The sequence below is a fragment of the Frischella perrara genome, assembly GCF_000807275.1.
GTDB lineage: Bacteria > Pseudomonadota > Gammaproteobacteria > Enterobacterales > Orbaceae > Frischella > Frischella perrara.
The window spans coordinates 2416282-2436954 of sequence record NZ_CP009056.1 but is presented as its reverse complement, the minus strand read 5'-3'; the positions used below and the strand labels follow the sequence as shown (position 1 = coordinate 2436954).

13 protein-coding genes, 2 tRNA genes and 3 rRNA genes are annotated in these 20673 nt (G+C 37.7%); 12 read left to right on the top strand and 6 right to left on the bottom strand.

Going from position 1 to position 20673, the window contains the following annotated elements; translation table 11 throughout:
* Window positions 1-27: 27 nt before the first annotated feature.
* Entirely contained in the window at window positions 28-1182 is a 1155-nt protein-coding gene (metK, locus tag FPB0191_RS10560) for a methionine adenosyltransferase (RefSeq protein WP_039105965.1), read from the bottom strand.
* Window positions 1183-1530: 348 nt separating this feature from the next.
* On the opposite strand from metK, the gene murI reads away from it, so the two are divergent.
* From murI to FPB0191_RS10520, 8 genes are all read left to right on the top strand, one after another.
* Window positions 1531-2340, top strand: a complete 810-nt coding sequence (murI, locus tag FPB0191_RS10555) for a glutamate racemase (protein WP_082018314.1) — start codon at window positions 1531-1533, stop codon at window positions 2338-2340.
* A 388-nt stretch (window positions 2341-2728) separates the two neighbouring features.
* Window positions 2729-4262 (top strand): 16S ribosomal RNA (locus tag FPB0191_RS10550).
* Between the two features lie 58 nt (window positions 4263-4320).
* A tRNA-Ile gene (locus tag FPB0191_RS10545) sits at window positions 4321-4397 on the top strand.
* 90 nt (window positions 4398-4487) lie between these two features.
* Window positions 4488-4563 (top strand) — tRNA-Ala (locus tag FPB0191_RS10540).
* A gap of 196 nt (window positions 4564-4759) precedes the next feature.
* Window positions 4760-7660 (top strand): 23S ribosomal RNA (locus FPB0191_RS10535).
* A gap of 67 nt (window positions 7661-7727) precedes the next feature.
* Window positions 7728-7843: ribosomal RNA gene (rrf, locus tag FPB0191_RS10530) — 5S ribosomal RNA — on the top strand.
* The 16S, 23S and 5S rRNA genes sit together here with 2 tRNA genes alongside, the layout of an rRNA operon.
* A 526-nt stretch (window positions 7844-8369) precedes the next feature.
* Window positions 8370-9053 (top strand): response regulator transcription factor, encoded by a 684-nt coding sequence (locus tag FPB0191_RS10525; RefSeq protein WP_039107056.1) that lies wholly within the window; start codon window positions 8370-8372, stop codon window positions 9051-9053.
* A gap of 12 nt (window positions 9054-9065) precedes the next feature.
* Window positions 9066-10358 (top strand): ATP-binding protein, encoded by a 1293-nt coding sequence (locus tag FPB0191_RS10520; RefSeq protein WP_039105963.1) that lies wholly within the window; start codon window positions 9066-9068, stop codon window positions 10356-10358.
* Here FPB0191_RS10520 and FPB0191_RS11820 read toward each other — a convergent pair whose 3' ends face one another.
* Complete coding sequence (locus tag FPB0191_RS11820; protein WP_052236943.1) at window positions 10359-11078, bottom strand: M15 family metallopeptidase; 720 nt, start codon at window positions 11076-11078, stop codon at window positions 10359-10361.
* 117 nt (window positions 11079-11195) lie between these two features.
* Between FPB0191_RS11820 and rlmN the strand changes: the two genes are divergently transcribed.
* A complete protein-coding gene (rlmN, locus tag FPB0191_RS10510) occupies window positions 11196-12389 on the top strand; it encodes a dual-specificity RNA methyltransferase RlmN (RefSeq protein WP_052236942.1) in 1194 nt (397 codons plus the stop codon).
* 16 nt (window positions 12390-12405) lie between these two features.
* On the top strand, window positions 12406-13044 hold the full coding sequence (locus tag FPB0191_RS11815) for a hypothetical protein (protein WP_052236941.1): 639 nt from the start codon (window positions 12406-12408) through the stop codon (window positions 13042-13044).
* A 209-nt stretch (window positions 13045-13253) separates the two neighbouring features.
* Here the strand turns inward: FPB0191_RS11815 and groL are convergent, their stop codons facing one another.
* The 4 genes from groL to FPB0191_RS10485 form a co-directional block, all read right to left on the bottom strand.
* Window positions 13254-14897 carry a chaperonin GroEL gene (gene groL / locus FPB0191_RS10500; RefSeq protein ID WP_039105961.1) on the bottom strand — a complete coding sequence of 548 codons (1644 nt, stop codon included), beginning with the start codon at window positions 14895-14897 and terminating at the stop codon, window positions 13254-13256.
* Between the two features lie 47 nt (window positions 14898-14944).
* The gene (locus FPB0191_RS10495; RefSeq protein ID WP_039105960.1) at window positions 14945-15238 is read right to left on the bottom strand and encodes a co-chaperone GroES; all 294 of its coding nucleotides are present in this window, start codon (window positions 15236-15238) and stop codon (window positions 14945-14947) included.
* Between the two features lie 159 nt (window positions 15239-15397).
* Window positions 15398-15838, bottom strand: a complete 441-nt coding sequence (locus FPB0191_RS10490; RefSeq protein ID WP_052236940.1) for an FxsA family protein — start codon at window positions 15836-15838, stop codon at window positions 15398-15400.
* A 145-nt stretch (window positions 15839-15983) separates the two neighbouring features.
* Window positions 15984-18401, bottom strand: a complete 2418-nt coding sequence (locus FPB0191_RS10485; protein ID WP_039105957.1) for a heavy metal translocating P-type ATPase — start codon at window positions 18399-18401, stop codon at window positions 15984-15986.
* A gap of 505 nt (window positions 18402-18906) precedes the next feature.
* Here FPB0191_RS10485 and rpsB point away from each other — a divergent pair.
* Entirely contained in the window at window positions 18907-19647 is a 741-nt protein-coding gene (rpsB, locus tag FPB0191_RS10480; RefSeq protein ID WP_039105955.1) for a 30S ribosomal protein S2, read from the top strand.
* Between the two features lie 122 nt (window positions 19648-19769).
* Entirely contained in the window at window positions 19770-20627 is an 858-nt protein-coding gene (gene tsf / locus FPB0191_RS10475; RefSeq protein ID WP_039105951.1) for a translation elongation factor Ts, read from the top strand.
* Window positions 20628-20673 lie beyond the last annotated feature (46 nt).

Genomic DNA, 20673 nt, shown 5'->3' with positions numbered 1-20673 from the left:
ACGGTTGTACCGTGAAAGCTTAGGCAATTATTTTAGGTTAGCTGCATCGCGCAACAGTTCAGCTTTATCAATACTTTCCCAAGGGAATTCATCGCGCCCAAAGTGTCCGTATGATGCTGTTTTTTGGTAGATAGGTTGAATCAGATTTAACATATTAATTAAACCATAAGGACGTAAATCAAAAAACTCTTTGACTAATTCAACAATAGTTCGGTGAGAAACTTTCTCCGTACCAAAGGTATTAATATATATAGAAGTTGGTTCGGCAATACCAATTGCATACGAAATTTGTAATTCACAACGATCTGCCAATCCAGCTGCGACAATATTTTTAGCAACATATCTGGCAGCATAAGCTGCTGAACGATCTACTTTTGATGGATCTTTGCCTGAGAACGCACCACCACCGTGACGAGCTGCTCCGCCATAAGTATCAACAATAATTTTACGACCTGTTAAACCACAGTCTCCCATAGGACCGCCAATGACAAATCGTCCAGTAGGATTGATAAAATATTTGGTACGAGAGGTTAACCATTCAGCTGGTAACACAGGTTTAATAATTTCTTCCATTACTGCTTCTTTTAACACATCAAGTGAGATTTCTTCAGCATGTTGTGTTGATAATACGATAGCATCAATCCCTTTAATTTTATTATCTTCATATATTAAAGTAATTTGGCTCTTTGCGTCTGGTCTTAACCACGGTAATAATCCATTCTTACGAACTAAGGCTTGACGTTTCATTAGTTCATGAGCAAAGGTAATGGCAGCAGGCATTAAATTTGGCATTTCATTTGTTGCATAGCCAAACATAATTCCTTGATCACCTGCACCTTGATCTAATGGATTCGAACGGTCAACGCCTTGATTAATATCAGGAGATTGTTTACCAATAACATTTAATACCGCACAAGAACGGGCATCAAATCCCATTTCAGAACTAGTGTAACCAATATCTTGAATAGTTTTTCTAGTTAATTCTTCAATATCAATCCATGCAGAAGTGGTAATTTCACCTCCGACTAAGGCCATTCCTGTTTTAACATACGTTTCACAAGCTACACGTGCTTTAGGGTCTTGCTTTAAAATGGCATCAAGCACAGCATCCGAGATTTGATCGGCTATTTTATCCGGATGACCCTCTGAAACAGATTCAGAGGTAAATAAGAATTCTGACATTTATACTCTCCTAAATACTGAGTTAGATGCATAGAAAGATTTTAATTTTTAATTATCTATCTAGCAGTTTGAGCGTCTAGACGGCTATTCTAATCAACTCACTACTAAAAAGCCAGTTAATTTTATTAAAATTAATGTATGGATTTTATTAATGTGTTGAACAACTAGATGCTATTAAATATCAATTTTTATAACGATTTTCTTTAATATCTGGTTGGTTCCGAACATTAAAAATAGATTATTCATTCAGTGATATCTTGCAATAAATCAGATTTTGCTTAGCATATACCATATCATATCCATTTTTTTATGTTGTTTTATGTTAATCAAGATAAGCAGGATGATGTCATGAATCGAACACCTAATATACTTATTTTTGATTCAGGCATTGGTGGAATATCAGTCTATAATGAAGTTCGGCAAAAAATCCCAAGTGCAAATTATTTTTATTTATTTGATAATCAGGCGTTTCCTTATGGCGATAAATCAAGTGAATTTCTAGTCGAAAGGGTAAATAAAGTTATTGCTGCAGCATTAAAACTTTATTCCTTTGATTTGATTGTAATTGCGTGTAATACAGCTAGTACTATATGTTTACCTTCATTGCGGCAATCATTTTTAATTCCAATTGTGGGTGTGGTGCCAGCAATTAAACCTGCTACTTTAATCACTCAGAATAAATGTATAGGTTTACTGGCAACGAAAGCAACGGTTCAAAGACAATATACTTACAATCTAATAAATGAATTTGCTCAGGGATTTCATATAGAGTTGCTAGGTGTGTCGGAATTAGCAATGATTGCTGAGGCTAAATTACAAGGTATTGCCGTTGATAAAGAAAAACTAAATATGCTCATGCAACCATGGTTACAATTAACAGTTGTTCCAGATACTATTGTTTTAGGATGTACGCATTATCCATTTATTAAAGATGAGCTCCAAGAGATTTTTCCGCTCTCTACTTTTATTGATTCAGGTCATGCCATTGCATCTAGAGTTCATTATTTATTAAAGGATAATTATGACTTAGCACTTATTAATGATAAGAATCAAATGAGTCATACTGTTATCAGTACATTATTTAATCCTCAGGTAGATAAAACTCTTGAGAGCTTAAAAAAGTATGATCTTATTAAATATCAATTAGTTAATATTTAGTCATGATTAAAGATTGCGCGACTGAAAATAAAATGACATTTTATGCTTGCTAAAAAGAAAAAGTTCTCTATAATGCCCAACTCACTTAGCGATTGAGACGAACGAAAAGAAAGTCAAGGTTGCAAAGTGAAGTGAAGAAAGTTTTTAAAAAAAGTTAAAAAACTTCTTGACATGAAATAAGAGGTAGCGTAGTATACGCAACCCTTGAGACAGTAAGCCGAAACGGAAAAAACTGTCAGCTCTTTAAAAAGTAAATAACAGACAATCTGTGTGGGCACTGTTAGGACAAAGAATTAAAGTCTACGGACTTAAAAGAAATCAAGTCTTAATAAGTGACACTGAAGATTCATTTGAATATGTCAGAGACAGTTATTGAGCATCAAACTTTAAATTGAAGAGTTTGATCATGGCTCAGATTGAACGCTGGCGGCAGGCTTAACACATGCAAGTCGAACGGTAACATGAGTGCTTGCACTTGATGACGAGTGGCGGACGGGTGAGTAATGTATGGGGATCTGCCGAATGGATTGGGACAACAGTTGGAAACGACTGCTAATACCGAATAATGTCGCGAGACCAAAGGGTGCTTTCGGGCACTTGCCATTTGATGAACCCATATGAGATTAGCTAGTTGGTGGGGTAAAGGCTCACCAAGGCGACGATCTCTAGCTGGTCTGAGAGGATGACCAGCCACACTGGAACTGAGACACGGTCCAGACTCCTACGGGAGGCAGCAGTGGGGAATATTGCACAATGGGGGAAACCCTGATGCAGCCATGCCGCGTGTATGAAGAAGGCCTTAGGGTTGTAAAGTACTTTCGGTGATGAGGAAGTTATGTGTGGGATAAGCACATATAATTGACGTTAGTTACAGAAGAAGCACCGGCTAACTCCGTGCCAGCAGCCGCGGTAATACGGAGGGTGCGAGCGTTAATCGGAATGACTGGGCGTAAAGGGCATGTAGGCGGATGATTAAGTTAGGTGTGAAAGCCTCGGGCTCAACCTGAGAATAGCATTTAAAACTGGTGATCTGGAGTACTGTAGAGGGAGGTAGAATTCCACGTGTAGCGGTGAAATGCGTAGAGATGTGGAGGAATACCGGTGGCGAAGGCGGCCTTCTGGACAGATACTGACGCTGAGATGCGAAAGCGTGGGGAGCAAACAGGATTAGATACCCTGGTAGTCCACGCTGTAAACGATGTCGATTTGGAGTTTGTTGCCTAGAGTGATGGGCTCCGAAGCTAACGCGATAAATCGACCGCCTGGGGAGTACGGCCGCAAGGTTAAAACTCAAATGAATTGACGGGGGCCCGCACAAGCGGTGGAGCATGTGGTTTAATTCGATGCAACGCGAAGAACCTTACCTGGTCTTGACATCCACAGAATCTTTCAGAGATGAGGGAGTGCCTTCGGGAACTGTGAGACAGGTGCTGCATGGCTGTCGTCAGCTCGTGTTGTGAAATGTTGGGTTAAGTCCCGCAACGAGCGCAACCCTTATCCTTTGTTGCCAGCGATTAGGTCGGGAACTCAAAGGAGACTGCCGTTGATAAAACGGAGGAAGGTGGGGACGACGTCAAGTCATCATGGCCCTTACGACCAGGGCTACACACGTGCTACAATGGCGTATACAAAGGGAAGCGAAGGTGCGAGCTGGAGCGGACCTCCTAAAGTACGTCTAAGTCCGGATTGGAGTCTGCAACTCGACTCCATGAAGTCGGAATCGCTAGTAATCGTGAATCAGAATGTCACGGTGAATACGTTCCCGGGCCTTGTACACACCGCCCGTCACACCATGGGAGTGGGTTGCACCAGAAGTAGATAGCTTAACCGCAAGGGGGGCGTTTACCACGGTGTGATTCATGACTGGGGTGAAGTCGTAACAAGGTAACCGTAGGGGAACCTGCGGTTGGATCACCTCCTTACGAAGCGCCTGGCAGTGTTCACACAGATTGTTTGTTATGAAGAGAGAAGCACTTTATTGGGTCTGTAGCTCAGGTGGTTAGAGCGCACCCCTGATAAGGGTGAGGTCGGTGGTTCAAGTCCACTCAGACCCACCAATTTGAGAAAAGCTCTGCTGAGAAGAGGTTTGTATTCCTGCGAAGTTGGTGTCGAATCGAATTGGTAGAAGTGATGAAGTGAAGATAGATGGGGCTATAGCTCAGCTGGGAGAGCGCCTGCCTTGCACGCAGGAGGCCAGCGGTTCGATCCCGCTTAGCTCCACCATTATTTATTCTCTCAATAAATTATCTTTGTATTTACTGATAAGTGAATAGAGAGATAAAGCTCTTTAACAAGTAGGAACAAGCTGAAAGAAACGAGTTCTCGAATGATATTGTAACTGCATGAATGAATTTATGTGGTGAAGATATGATAAGAGAAGAAAGCGTAAAAGAAAACCAGAGACAACTGTGAGTTGTAAGGTTAAGAAATTAAGCGTACACGGTGGATGCCTAGGCAATCAGAGGCGATGAAGGACGTGTTAATCTGCGAAAAGCGACGGTAAGCTGATAAAAAGCGCAATAGCCGTCGATGTCCGAATGGGGAAACCCAATGCAGGTAACTGCATTATCATATGATGAATACATAGTCATATGAGGCGAACCGGGAGAACTGAAACATCTAAGTACCCCGAGGAAAAGAAATCAACCGAGATTCCCGAAGTAGCGGCGAGCGAACCGGGAGGAGCCCAAAGTGGGAAGCATATAGAGTTAGTGGAATTATCTGGAAAGTTAGACGATAGAGGGTGATAGTCCCGTACACGAAGACTAAATATGTGAAAGCTTGAAGAGTAGGGCGGGACACGTGATATCCTGTCTGAAGATGGGGGGACCATCCTCCAAGGCTAAATACTCCTGATTGACCGATAGTGAACCAGTACCGTGAGGGAAAGGCGAAAAGAACCCCGGCGAGGGGAGTGAAATAGAACCTGAAACCGTGTACGTACAATCAGTGGGAGCTGTTACCATTGGGTAATAGTGACTGCGTACCTTTTGTATAATGGGTCAGCGACTTATATTCTGTAGCGAGGTTAACCGAATAGGGGAGCCGAAGGGAAACCGAGTATTAACTGTGCGTTAAGTTGCAGGGTATAGACCCGAAACCCGGTGATCTAGCCATGGGCAGGTTGAAGGTTGGTTAACACTAACTGGAGGACCGAACCGACTAATGTTGAAAAATTAGCGGATGACCTGTGGCTGGGGGTGAAAGGCCAATCAAACCGGGAGATAGCTGGTTCTCCCCGAAAGCTATTTAGGTAGCGCCTCATGTATAACTGTTGGGGGTAGAGCACTGTTTCGGCTAGGGGGCCATCCCGGCTTACCAACCCGATGCAAACTCCGAATACTGACAAGTTCGAGCATGGGAGACACACGGCGGGTGCTAACGTTCGTCGTGAAGAGGGAAACAACCCAGACCGCCAGCTAAGGTCCCCAAGTCATAGTTAAGTGGGAAACGAAGTGGGAAGGCTTAGACAGCTAGGATGTTGGCTTAGAAGCAGCCACCATTTAAAGAAAGCGTAATAGCTCACTAGTCGAGTCGGCCTGCGCGGAAGATGTAACGGGGCTAAAACTATGCACCGAAGCTGCGGCAGTATGCGAAAGCATATTGGGTAGGGGAGCGTTCTGTAAGCCTGTGAAGGTATCCTGAGAGGGGTGCTGGAGGTATCAGAAGTGCGAATGCTGACATAAGTAACGATAAAGCGGGTGAAAAGCCCGCTCGCCGGAAGACCAAGGGTTCCTGTCCAACGTTAATCGGGGCAGGGTGAGTCGACCCCTAAGGCGAGGCAGAGATGCGTAGCTGATGGGAAACGGGTTAATATTCCCGTACTAGATATAACTGCGATGGGGTGACGGAGAAGGCTAGGTTTACCATATATTGGATAATGGGTTAAGCGTGTAGGGGTGTGATTAGGCAAATCCGGTCACTGAAACCCTGAGGCGTGATGACGAGTCACTAAGGTGGCGGAGTAATTGATGCCATGCTTCCAGGAAAAACCTCTAAGCATCAGGTTATATGTAATCGTACCCGAAACCGACACAGGTGGTCAGGTAGAGAATACTAAGGCGCTTGAGAGAACTCGGGTGAAGGAACTAGGCAAAATGGTGCCGTAACTTCGGGAGAAGGCACGCTGATGGTAATTGAAATCCCATGCGGATGTAGGTGAAATCAGTCGAAGATACCAGCTGGCTGCAACTGTTTAATAAAAACACAGCACTGTGCAAACACGAAAGTGGACGTATACGGTGTGACGCCTGCCCGGTGCTGGAAGGTTAATTGATGGGGTTATGCGCAAGCAGAAGCTCTTGATCGAAGCCCCAGTAAACGGCGGCCGTAACTATAACGGTCCTAAGGTAGCGAAATTCCTTGTCGGGTAAGTTCCGACCTGCACGAATGGCGTAATGATGGCCAGGCTGTCTCCACCCGAGACTCAGTGAAATTGAAATTGCCGTGAAGATGCGGTGTACCCGTGGCAAGACGGAAAGACCCCGTGAACCTTTACTATAGCTTGACAGTGAACATTGAGCCTTAATGTGTAGGATAGGTGGGAGACTGAGAATTGTGTACGCCAGTATGCATGGAGTCGACCTTGAAATACCACCCTTTAATGTTTGATGTTCTAACCTATGCTTCTGAATCGAGGCAAGGGACACTGTCTGGTGGGTAGTTTGACTGGGGCGGTCTCCTCCCAAAGAGTAACGGAGGAGCACGAAGGTTAGCTAATCCTGGTCGGACATCAGGAGGTTAGTGCAATGGCAAAAGCTAGCTTGACTGCGAGAGTGACGGCTCGAGCAGGTACGAAAGTAGGTCATAGTGATCCGGTGGTTCTGAATGGAAGGGCCATCGCTCAACGGATAAAAGGTACTCCGGGGATAACAGGCTGATACCGCCCAAGAGTTCATATCGACGGCGGTGTTTGGCACCTCGATGTCGGCTCATCACATCCTGGGGCTGAAGTAGGTCCCAAGGGTACGGCTGTTCGCCGTTTAAAGTGGTACGCGAGCTGGGTTTAGAACGTCGTGAGACAGTTCGGTCCCTATCTGCCATGGGCGTAGGAAAATTGAGAGGGTTTGCTTCTAGTACGAGAGGACCGAAGTGAACGCACCGCTGGTGTTCGGGTTGTGATGCCGATTGCATTGCCCGGTAGCTACGTGCGGAATAGATAAGTGCTGAAAGCATCTAAGCACGAAACTAGCCTTGAGATGAGTTTTCCCTGAAGAGATTCAGTAAGGTCCGTTCGAGACTAGGACGATGATAGGTCAGGTGTGTAAGTGTAGTGATACATTGAGCTAACTGATACTAATGAGCCGAGAGTCTTAACCTTACAACTCGGAGTTGTTTTTGGAAAGAAGAGCTTGTTCTGAAGAGTTAGAGAAGTTAGACAGGATATGTCTGGCGGCGATGTTGCGGTGGTCCCACCTGACCCATGCCGAACTCAGAAGTGAAACGCCGTGGAGCCGATGGTAGTGTGGGGGTTACCCCATGTGAGAGTAGGTCACCGCCAGACTATAAAATACCGACCTCGTCCGCAAGGATGGGGTTTTTTTATTGCTGTTATATTGTTGTCATTAAACCATATCTATCTTAATTTATAAGACTAAAATTAAGATTAAGATTCTGATTCCTGATTAGTTCATCATAGCCATTAGTCCTTACCCTTTCATAATGTAATACTCCAATGCCACACTTATCTTATATTCATTTTAAGTCTAAGTCTTACCTTATTATTATCATAAATGATGTCCTTGTACTAATTTATTTATAAATTATAGAAACTTAATTTTTAAATCATCTTATTGAAGTTGCTTTAACATTCAAAATATTTCCCGGCTCTTATTAATATACTTTTGAATAACAATGAAATTGCTTTATTTATTGTTAATTCAGTTTTTACTTCACATCTTTATCAAAAAATATGCGATTTATATATAATAATTAACAGAATGATGTAATATTTTAGTAAAAATGACTGACATTTTTGGTATCTAACTGATAATATAGATTATCTATAATTATTTACTTATATTGCTATGATTAATATTCTACTAATTGATGATGATGTTGAACTGTCTCAGATGCTAAGTGAATACTTAACAAATGAAAGTTTTAAAGTTAAAGTTGTCCATCAAGGGCAAGAAGGTATTAATGAAGCGCTTACGGGTGAATATAAAGCGATTATATTAGATATCATGTTACCTGATCTCAACGGTATTGATGTTCTTAAAAATATCCGACAATCACTAAATACTCCTGTTATTATGTTAACTGCAAAAGGAGATAATATTGATCGTGTTCTAGGGTTAGAGCTAGGAGCTGATGATTATATTCCTAAACCATGTTATCCGAGAGAATTACTGGCTAGATTGAGAGCTGTATTGCGTCGAATGGATGATAAACAACCTTATGCAGAACTTGATGATAAAAAATATCAATTCCATGATCTAACATTAGACATTCCACAAAGGTTATGTATGTGGAAAAATATTACAATTGAACTGACTTCTACTGAATTTAATTTATTAGCATTGCTTGTTAAAAATAACGATAGAGTTGTAACGAAAGAAGAATTATCTGAAGAAGGATTAGGACGAGCTCGAGAACTTTATGATCGAAGTGTTGATGTTCACATTAGTAATATTAGACAAAAATTGCATCAACTGACTCGAGATGCAATAACTATTGAAACCATTAGAGCTGTTGGTTATCGTATAAGATAATTAGTAAGTGTGATGAACAGACGTTTATTTTGGAAGATACTTATCATATTTTGGGGTATCTTTTATCTTACTTTTCAATTGACTTGGATTGGTTTCAGTTTTTATATTCAAAATCGTTATGCAAAAACCTATTACCACATTCCTACCAAAGTAGAAATGATAGCTCAATTGCTTCAAATTTCTGGTGAACGTGAAGCAGTTAATTTCATATCCCATTTACCAGAACCTGAACGTTTATGTTTTTCCATTACCCTATCTAATGCTCAGGATGAGCATATAAAAGTTGTATCTAATGATTTGAAAGATGGTGCTTTTATCTATCAAAAAACCGCCATAGCGCCGGATGGTATTATTTATTTAATCACTTTCAAAGATAACAATAAAAATTATTCAAATGGTTCTATTTTTAACCTGCCTATTCCGATGTTTTTAATGGGAATTAGTGGTGGTTTACTATTTAGTTTATTTTTAGCTTGGAATCTCACTCGGCCAATGAAACTCTTACGCCAAGGCTTTTTCCGTGTATCACAAGGTGATTTGTCTGTTAGACTTTATGAACATCTTAAATTACGTCATGATGAACTTAGTGAATTAGCTAAAGATTTTGATTCGATGGTTGAACAATTAGATATACTAATTACGGATAGACAAGTCTTATTACATGATGTCTCGCATGAACTTAGAACGCCTTTGGCAAGATTACAACTAGCAATTGGATTGGCGCAACAGAATAAACAAAATATTGATAATTCACTTGCACGAATTGAACTTGAATCGCAACGTTTAGATGCACTAATAGGTGAAATATTAAATTATTCACGTGCTGAAATGAATAATTCGTTAGATGAATATTTCGATTTAAAAGCGTTAATAAGTGTTATTGTTGATGATGCTAAATATGAGGCTGAACCGCAACATATAATTATCAATTTTACATGTGAACCCATTATTCATTCAATAATTAAAGGAAACTCTGAACAAATTCGGCGAGCAATTGAGAATATTATCCGAAATGCTATTCGTTTTTCACAAAAAGAACAGCAAATTGATATTCATTTAAAAGAGGTGGGTAAATATTTACAAGTAGTTGTGAGTGATCATGGTCCAGGTGTTGATGTACATAAATTATCTAGCATATTTGAGCCTTTTGTCAGAATCCAATCGCCACAATTAGGAAAAGGATACGGATTAGGGCTAGCAATAGCACGTAAAAGTATCACAATGCATAATGGATCAATTCAGGCTAAAAATAGAGAAAGCCGAGGTCTAAATATGACAATTAAATTACCCTATTGGCGTGGTTAATTAGTAACATTCTGAATTAATATCAAATACATATTCTTTAATAAATTCCTTTAGTTGGATTTTATTGTGTCCGACAAAATTAAGTTTATTAATAATTAATTGTGAATCTTTATCAAATATATCTTTATATTTTGCTAAATAGTTTTTAGATATTGGATGATAAGACCAGTGCCATTCTTCCGGTAAGTAACCTCCTTTTCTTCCATTATTGAATGGTTGGCAAAAGCCATATTTTGGCATATTGTCTTGTAACCACTGGTAAAGAATTTTACCTTGAGGATTGCTTTTAAAGTATTCATTTGAAACACTCGTAATATCAACATCTGTTCCCCAATGATGTCTTGAAGTTCCAGGCATTGACGAGTATTTTAAAATTTCTTCGGCTGTTTTTTGTTCATTTTTTAGTTTTGCAAATATTGTATTCCATTTATTTTGCCAAATACGATTTTGATAATCATAATTCCGAGTAGCACTAACTATAATAAAAGGAATGTTAGGATTTACCTTTTTAAAATCCTGATATGCTTTAATCAATTGTTGGGTTACTTCTTTTTGTAAATACATACCAGATTTATTCACGGGTAAAATTGTAGAATCTAGCGAAATAAAATCAGCATCTTTTTTTTCATCAAATTGCCCAATTAATTTATTTAATGATAGTGAATCAGCCATAGACGTAAAAGTTGTAAAAATTAGAATTAATAAAATAAATTTTTTCATGCTATTAAAATCTCAAAAAATAGAATTATATTAGCCAGATGAATTTAAAACTATTATAATCCTCCTTTTAATTTTATTCATATTTTTTATTGCCGTAATGTGTAAAAACGAGGCCGTATGACTGTAGTAAATAATGTAACAACTCAAACTGAATTACCTAATCATCCCTTTTTATCAAATAGTCAACCGACGGAAAAGGTCAATTTGTTAAATTTCACACGTCAAGAATTGCGTGAATTTTTTAAGAGCTTAGGAGAAAAACCATTCCGAGCTGATCAAGTTATGAAATGGATTTATCATTTTGGCTATGATGATTTTGAATTAATGACTGATATCAATAAAAAATTACGTGATCAGTTAGCTAAAATTGCCGAAATTAAAGCTCCAGAGATCGCAGAAGAGCAACGCTCCACTGACGGTACGATAAAATGGGCGTTAGATGTCGGTAATAATCAATTAATTGAATGTGTTTATATTCCTGAAAAAGACAGAGCAACGTTGTGTGTTTCATCGCAAGTAGGTTGTGCTTTAGCTTGTCAATTCTGTTCTACTGCACAACAAGGTTTTAATCGAAATCTACGGGTTTCAGAAATTATTGGACAAGTATGGCGAGCTTCCAAAGTGATTGGATTGACAGGTAAACTGGCTGATCGCCCAATTACTAATGTCGTTATGATGGGAATGGGTGAACCGTTATTAAATATCTCTAATGTTGTACCTGCAATGGAGATTATGCTTGATGATTTTGGATATGGCTTATCTAAGCGTAGGGTAACGTTGTCTACATCGGGAGTCGTTCCTGCGTTGGATAAATTGGCTGGAATGATTGATGTGGCGTTAGCCGTGTCATTACATGCGCCTAACGATGAAATTCGTAATCAAATTATGCCAATCAATGAAAAATATAATATGGCGATGTTACGGGATTCTATTCATCGTTATTTAGCCGTTTCAAATGCTAATCATGGTAAAGTAACCATTGAATATGTATTACTTAATCAAGTCAATGATGGTATTGAACATGCTCACCAATTAGCAAAGTTTCTTAAAAATACCCCTTGTAAAATAAATCTTATTCCTTGGAATCCATTCCCTGGAGCACCTTATTCTCGCAGTTCTAACACGCGTATTGATCGATTTATGAAAACGTTAATGGAGTATGGTTTTACTGTGATTATTCGTAAAACTCGCGGTGATGACATTGATGCTGCATGTGGTCAATTAGCCGGCGATGTATTAGATCGTACAAAAAGAACGAAGATCATTAAATCTGCGTTAAAACAAACGCAAATCAAAGTAAGACAGACTTAATCTTGGAATGTTTAGAATGATGGTTTCAAAAAAGTTATATTTTGTTGTCTTAAGTGTACTATTTTCATTTACTTTAGTTGGATGCCAATTTACTGAACAGCAACAAGCAGAGTTTAATCCTGAAAAAGCTGCTTTTGCTAGACTAAAGTTAGGGTTAGGTTATTTAGCGCAGGCTGAAGAATCGACAGAAAATATTAAGAAAGCACATTATAATCTGAATTTAGCTAATCAATATTCGCCTAATAACCCCAATATCATGTTGGGCATGGCATTATTTGACCAGCATGTAGGGCAATATGATGAAGCTGATATGATTTATAGAAATATAGTAAAAATGGAGCCCATGAATGGGCTGTATTCTAATCATTATGGTTCTTTTTTATGTGCAAGAGAGCGTTATAATGAAGCAAAAATACAATTCAAACATGCGATTAGCTTAGATAAACCAAAATGGAAAATAGATGGGTTAGAACAGTTAGGTTATTGCGCGCTACAAAATAATGACATCAAAGAAGCCGACCAGACTTTTAAACAATTGTTCCGTTATGATACAACTGCGCAAGATAGGGTCGCAAAAATGGCTGATGAATATCGACAGAAGGGCGCGGTTAAAATTGCCGATTATTTAAATCATTTATTAAATAACTCTAAATAAAGAAAATAGTGTTTTAGCAAAATGGTGAGTAATCATCATTGTTAGTTAATAAAAAGTAAAATTAATACTATTTTGACGACTAAACAATAATTCATAACTAAAAAATAATTTTTGTCTTACTGAATTTTAAAGATGAAGTTAGCTAAATAAAAAAACCACTCATGTTAGAGTGGTTTTCATTTTTTTTGAGTATATTGCGTGTGCGTGAATTACATCATTCCGCCCATACCACCCATGCCACCCATTCCAGCAGCACCTAAATCAGCTTTGTCTTCTTTAGGTAATTCTGAAATCATGCATTCAGTGGTAATCATTAAGCCAGCTACTGATGCAGCATATTGTAATGCACTACGAGTAACTTTTGTTGGATCCAAAATACCCATTGCAATCATATCACCATATTCTTCGGTTGATGCGTTATAACCATAGTTACCTTGGCCTGCTTTTACTGAATTAGCAACAACAGAGGCTTCTTCACCACAGTTAGTTACGATTTGACGCAATGGTGCTTCCATAGCACGTAGTGCAACTTTGATACCTACGTTTTGATCTTCATTATCACCTTTAAGTGATGTAATCGCACTAGCCGCACGAACTAAAGCAACACCACCGCCTGCAACAACACCTTCTTCAACGGCTGCACGGGTTGCATGTAGTGCATCTTCAACACGCGCTTTTTTCTCTTTCATTTCAACTTCAGTTGCTGCACCAACTTTAATAACAGCAACACCGCCAGCTAATTTAGCTACACGTTCTTGAAGTTTTTCTTTATCATAGTCAGAAGTTGACTCTTCAATTTGTTTACGAATTTGTTCAACACGAGCATTAATTAAAGATTCTTCACCTACACCATCAATAACAGTTGTATTGTCTTTATTAATAACTACACGTTTTGCTTGTCCTAAATCTTCAAGTGTTGCTTTTTCAAGTTCTAGACCAATTTCTTCAGAAATAACAGTACCCGCTGTTAAAATAGCAATATCTTGTAACATTGCTTTGCGACGATCACCAAAACCAGGTGCTTTTACCGCAGCAACTTTAACAATACCACGCATGGTATTAACCACTAATGTTGCTAGTGCTTCACCTTCAACATCTTCAGCGATAATTAATAATGATTTACCTGCTTTAGCAACAGCTTCAAGCACAGGTAACAATTCACGGATATTAGATATTTTTTTATCAACAAGTAGAATATAAGGGCTATCTAGTTCAACTGTTGCTGTTTCTGGTTTGTTAATGAAATATGGTGATAAATAGCCACGGTCAAACTGCATACCTTCAACAACATCAAGTTCATCTTGTAGACCAGTACCATCTTCAACAGTAATAACGCCTTCTTTACCAACTTTTTCCATTGCTTGTGCAATTAAACTACCAACAGTTTCATCTGAGTTAGCAGAAATCGTTCCTACTTGTGCAATAGCCTTAGAGTCAGCACAAGGAGAAGATAATTTTTTAAGTTCTTCTACCGCAGCAATAACCGCTTTATCAATACCGCGTTTTAAATCCATTGGATTCATGCCTGCTGCAACGGCTTTTAAACCTTCGTTAACAATTGCTTGAGCTAATACTGTAGCAGTAGTTGTACCATCACCAGCTGCATCGTTCGCTTTTGATGCAACTTCTTTAACCATTTGTGCACCCATGTTCTCGAATTTATCTTCTAATTCGACTTCTCGTGCCACAGATACACCATCTTTTGTAATTAATGGAGCACCGTATGATTTATCTAAAACAACATTACGACCTTTTGGACCTAAAGTAACTTTAACTGCATCAGCAAGAATATTCACACCACGAAGCATTTTTGTTCGCGCGTCATCACCAAATTTAACTTCTTTAGCTGCCATTCTAAATTTCTCCTAAAATCTGCCTTTTATACTGATTAATAATCAAATTATGCCTGAACAATTGCTAAAATATCGTTTTCAGAAAGAATTAAAACTTCTTCATTATCGATTTTTTCTGTTTTAACGCCATAACCTTCATTAAAAATAACGATATCACCAACTTTCACATCTAATGGTTGTACTTGACCATTTTCTAAAATACGACCATTACCTACAGCTAAAACTTCACCTCGAGTAGATTTACCTGCAGCAGAACCAGTTAAAACGATTCCACCCGCTGATTTTGATTCAATTTCTTTACGTTTGATGATAACTCGATCATGCAATGGACGAATTTTCATTTATTATTCTCCTAAACTAATTTTAAATTAAGTTTCAATAAAATAAATTAAAGCGAAAGCATAATATATTTAAGCATATTATGTAATAGTGAACTTAACATGGGGATCGAATAAACATACTTCAAGTTGAACCCATCAAAAAAATAATTAAGTGATTAATTATTCATCATCTTTGTGTGTAAATTCGCCATCAATGACAGTGTCATCAATACTCTGTTTTGAAGAATGTCTATTACTATATGTTTTGAAACTCTTTTTCTGAACTATTCGCTGTATTAATATGTCCTGAATCGGTGGAAATATTAAAATAGCGCCTAAAATATCTGTAAAAAAGCCGGGTATTAAAAGGAGTATTCCAGCGAATAAAAAAGAAACACTTTTCACTATTTCATTAGTTGGATTTTCTCTATTGGCGATTTTATCTTTCATTAAAATAAAATTCTTAATACCCTGTGATTTAACTAAATAAAAGCCAATAACTGATGTCATAATAATGGCAATCAATGTAAAAAACACACCTATCATATTGGCAACAGCATTGAAAATGCTAAATTCGATATAGAGATATACGAAAAAAATGATAAAAGTAAGTAAGTGCATAATGTCGTTTTATCCCTAACTATTATTTTGTTAATAATTTCTATATTAGGCTAAATTTTCATTTTTCAACCTCTAGTCAATAATGATAATGACCGGTAATCTTTGATTTAGTGATTTTGAAAAATAAAGCGTTAGCTATTATTTTTTACACTTTTCGCTGTTTAGCCTTAGGTTGCCAACGTTTTAATAATAGCGCATTTGTAATTACACTCACACTACTTAGTGCCATGGCAGCTCCTGCAATCATCGGGTTGAGAAGACCTAAAGCGGCTAAAGGTACACCAATAGCATTATAGAAAAAGGCCCAAAATAAATTCTGTTTGATTTTATTATAGGTTCTTCTAGAAATATCAATCGCATCAGCAATTAATAATGGATTTCCACGCATTAAGGTCATTGAAGCCGTGTGCATAGCTACATCGGTACCTGTGCCCATCGCGATACCAATATCGGCTGCAGCTAAAGCTGGCGCATCATTGATTCCATCTCCGACCATAGCAACTTTGCCATAATTCTTTTGTAGTTCATAGATTTTTTCTGCTTTAATTTGAGGTGTAATTTGTGCAAATACTTCATCAATTGATAAATCATGAGCAATGATGTTAGCTGTATTAATATTATCACCAGTTAGCATAATCGTTTTAACATGTAGCTCATGAAGTGCTTCAATAGCGGGTTTTGCTTCCGGTTTAATAACATCAAAAAAACCTAGAATAGCTATGATATTAATGTTATTTGTTGTTTTTTCAGCTAATAAAGATATGGTTAAATTCTTTTTCTCCAATTCATTTATAGTATCTTGAATATTATTCGTATCACCAATTAATGACTTTATCCAAGGATAACTTCCCAAATAATACTGACGATTATCAACAATCGCTTTAATTCCAGCGCCTGTAATTGTTTCTATATTTTTAGCATATTGATAATTTAAGTGTTTTTCATCAGCTTTGGCTAACACTGCTTTGGCTAATGGGTGTTCACTACCTGACTGAATACTTGCGGCTATGGTTAATAACGCTTCTTCATTTGAATTGTTTATTACTTTAAATATGATAAGTTCAGGTTTACCAACTGTTAATGTTCCTGTTTTGTCGAAAGCTACGGCTCTAATACTATGTATTGTTTCAAGTGTTTGAGCATCTTTAATTAGAATACCTTGCCGAGCGGCTATACCTGTTCCTACCATAATAGCTGTAGGCGTTGCAAGGCCTAGTGCACACGGGCAAGCAATGACTAATACAGCGATTGCATTTATAAGGGCGAGTTGCCATTCATTTGTAATAAAACCCCATAATAGCAGAGTGATGAATGCGATAAGCAAGATTATAGGAACAAAGATAGCACTAATCCGATCAACAATACGCTGAATTGGTGCTTTTTTTGTCTGAGCAGATTCAACCATGTGAATGATTTTAGCTAATGTTGAATCGTTTGATATTGCTGTAGTTTTAACAATTAGCAGCCCTTCACCATTAATAGCGCCTCCAGTAACGGGATCACCAATGTGCTTAATTACGGGTAAACTCTCACCCGTAATTAACGATTCATCACTGCTAGATGAACCTTCTATAATTATACCATCTACAGCGATACTTTCACCGGGTTTAATTATTACGATATCGTCCACTTTAACTTGATTAATAGGTATCATTAATTCTTGGTTGTCACGTCTGACCCTTGCAGTTTCAGGTCGAAGAGCTGTTAATGCTTCAATAGCTTGAGTTGTTTGATGTTTAGCTTTGGCTTCTAGCCATTTACCTAAGAGAATTAAAGTTATTATTACCGCCGATGACTCGAAATAGAGGTGCGGCATCTGATTACTATTCCAATGTATAACTAACTGGAATATGGATAATCCATATGCAGCGCTAGTACCAATGGCAACTAAAAGATCCATATTACCAGATAGCGATTTAATTGCTTTCCATGCACTACGATAAAATCTTGCCCCCAAAATAAATTGCACGGGTGTTGCAAGTAAAAGTTGTAGCCAACCCGGTAATGTTACAATAATTCCAAAAGGCATTAATAACATAGGGAGCAATAATGGAAATGCCAATAAAGCAGATATAATTACTGGTTTTAATGAAGGTGATTTATAGTGATATTGCTGCGACTGTTGATCATTGAGTATTTTAGCATCATAACCGGCTTTTTTAACGGCAATTATAAGATCAGTAACATTAATATTATTACCACGTATGGTTGCTTTTTCGGTTGCTAAATTAACAACCGCTTGTTGAACGCCAGTGACTGTTTTTAATGCCTTTTCAACTCGATTAACGCATGAGGCACAGCTCATTCCGATGATGGATAAGGTGATCTCAGAATGCTCGTCTTTTGCGGTAATTGGTATTGCGTGATAGCCAGCATTTTCGATGGTGTGCAATAAAACAGTAATATCAATATCATTATTTGTTTGCACCGTTGCTTTTTCAGTAGCTAGATTGACACTTGCATTTAAAACACCACTAACTTTGTTTAATGCTTTTTCAATTCGATTAACGCAAGATGCGCAAGACATGCCTTCAATGATAAATTGATATGTGTTAGTTTTCACTTAATTTCCTTTTTTATCAAAGAGATATTAATATAATTTTAATCCAAATAAAAAGATAGTGAACCATAAGTTATCCCTTTAATTAAAATTCATTGTTTTTCAATAAATTATAATAGATTTTAGTTTTACTTATGCTATAAACACTTAAAGTGACTATAAGGTCAACACATAATTAATACGCTCTTACTCAATTATATTTTTGAAGACTAACAAAGCATTTAATTAGATATTTAACCATTCAATTAGTAAACTACACGTTTAATCACGATATAATTGAGTAATTAAACCGATTTTGAACATAAATAATACTAGTATTTCTTTTATGAATATGATATAAAACGCGTGCTTCATTCTATGTATATAGTTTAAAGCTAAAACACTTTAATTTTATTAACGTTATAACACACACATATTACCACACTTTACCGGGGTGCTTTAATTATTGATTAAAGTCGGTTAGAGCGAATATGTGGAGGCATAACCCCAACTTTTTAATGAGGAAATCATGACTACAGTCTCTATGCGCGACATGCTGCAAGCTGGTGTTCACTTCGGTCACCAAACCCGCTATTGGAACCCAAAAATGAAACCATTCATTTTTGGTGCTCGTAATAAAGTTCATATTATTAACCTTGAAAAAACAGTTCCAATGTTCAATGAAGCATTAGATGTACTTAACAAAATTGCTGCGCGTCGCGGTAAAATCTTGTTTGTTGGTACTAAACGAGCTGCAAGTGAAGCGGTAAAACAAGCAGCAGAAAACTGTGGACAATTCTATGTAAATCACCGTTGGTTAGGTGGTATGTTGACTAACTGGAAAACAGTTCGTCAATCTATTAAGCGTTTAAAAGATTTAGAAACGCAATCACAAGATGGTACTTTTGATAAATTGACTAAAAAAGAAGCCTTAATGCGTACCCGTGAAATGGCTAAATTAGAGAATAGCCTTGGCGGTATTAAAAATATGGGCGGATTACCAGATGCAATTTTTGTTATTGGTGCAGATCATGAACATATTGCTATCAAAGAAGCCAATAATCTTGGTATCCCAGTGATAGCGATTGTTGATACTAACTCAGATCCAGACGGCATTGATTACGTTATCCCAGGTAATGATGATGCTATTCGTGCAATTCAGCTTTATGCTAATGCTGTATCTGATGCAGTACGTAGTGGTCGTGAGCAAAACCAAGCTCCAGTAGCAGAAGAAACATTTGTTGAAGAATCTGTAGCTACTGCTGAATAATTAATAGAAAATTATTTATCTTATATAAAGGAGGAGTTTACTCCTCCTATCTTGTGTATCAAATATAATTTACTGAAAAACAACTTTGAGTAAATGACGGATTTTAAACAGAGGGTTAAAAAATGGCTGAAGTAACTGCCTCTATGGTTAAAGAACTGCGCGAAAGAACAGGCGCAGGAATGATGGAATGTAAAAAAGCGCTTGTTGAAGCTAATGGTGATATTGAATTAGCGATTGATAACATGCGTAAATCAGGCCAAGCTAAAGCAGCTAAAAAAGCAGGTCGAGTAGCTGCTGAAGGTGTGATTATCTCAAAAATTTCTGATGATAAGAAATTTGGTGTAATTTTAGAAGTTAACTGTGAAACTGACTTCGTGGCAAAAGATGCTGGATTCTTAGCATTTAGTAATAAAGTAGCTGAAACTGCATTAGCCGATCGTATTAGTGATGTTGCAGCATTACAAGCTAAATTTGAAGAAGAACGTACTGCATTAGTCGCGAAAATTGGTGAGAATATCGGTATTCGTCGTGTAGCTGAAATTGCTGGTGATGTTGTTGGTAGCTATCAACATGGTGCACGTATTGGTGTTTTAGTTGCAGCAAACGGAGCTGATGATGAATTAGTTAAGCATATTGCAATGCATATCGCTGCAAGTAAACCAGAATATGTTAATCCTGATGATGTTCCAGCAGATGTGGTTGCTCATGAACGCCAAATTCAAATTGATATCGCTATGCAATCAGGTAAACCACGTGAAATCGCTGAAAAAATGGTAGAAGGCCGTATGCGTAAATTCACTGGTGAAGTATCTTTAACTGGTCAACCATTTGTTATGGATCCATCTAAAACTGTTGGTGATTTATTAAAAGAGAAAAAAGCCACTGTTGCTAATTTCATCCGCTTTGAAGTGGGTGAAGGTATTGAGAAAGTTGAAGTTGATTTTGCAGCTGAAGTTGCAGCGATCTCTAAACAATCTTAATTTATTTATAAAAATATTAAAACCGCCGTTTGGCGGTTTTTTTTAC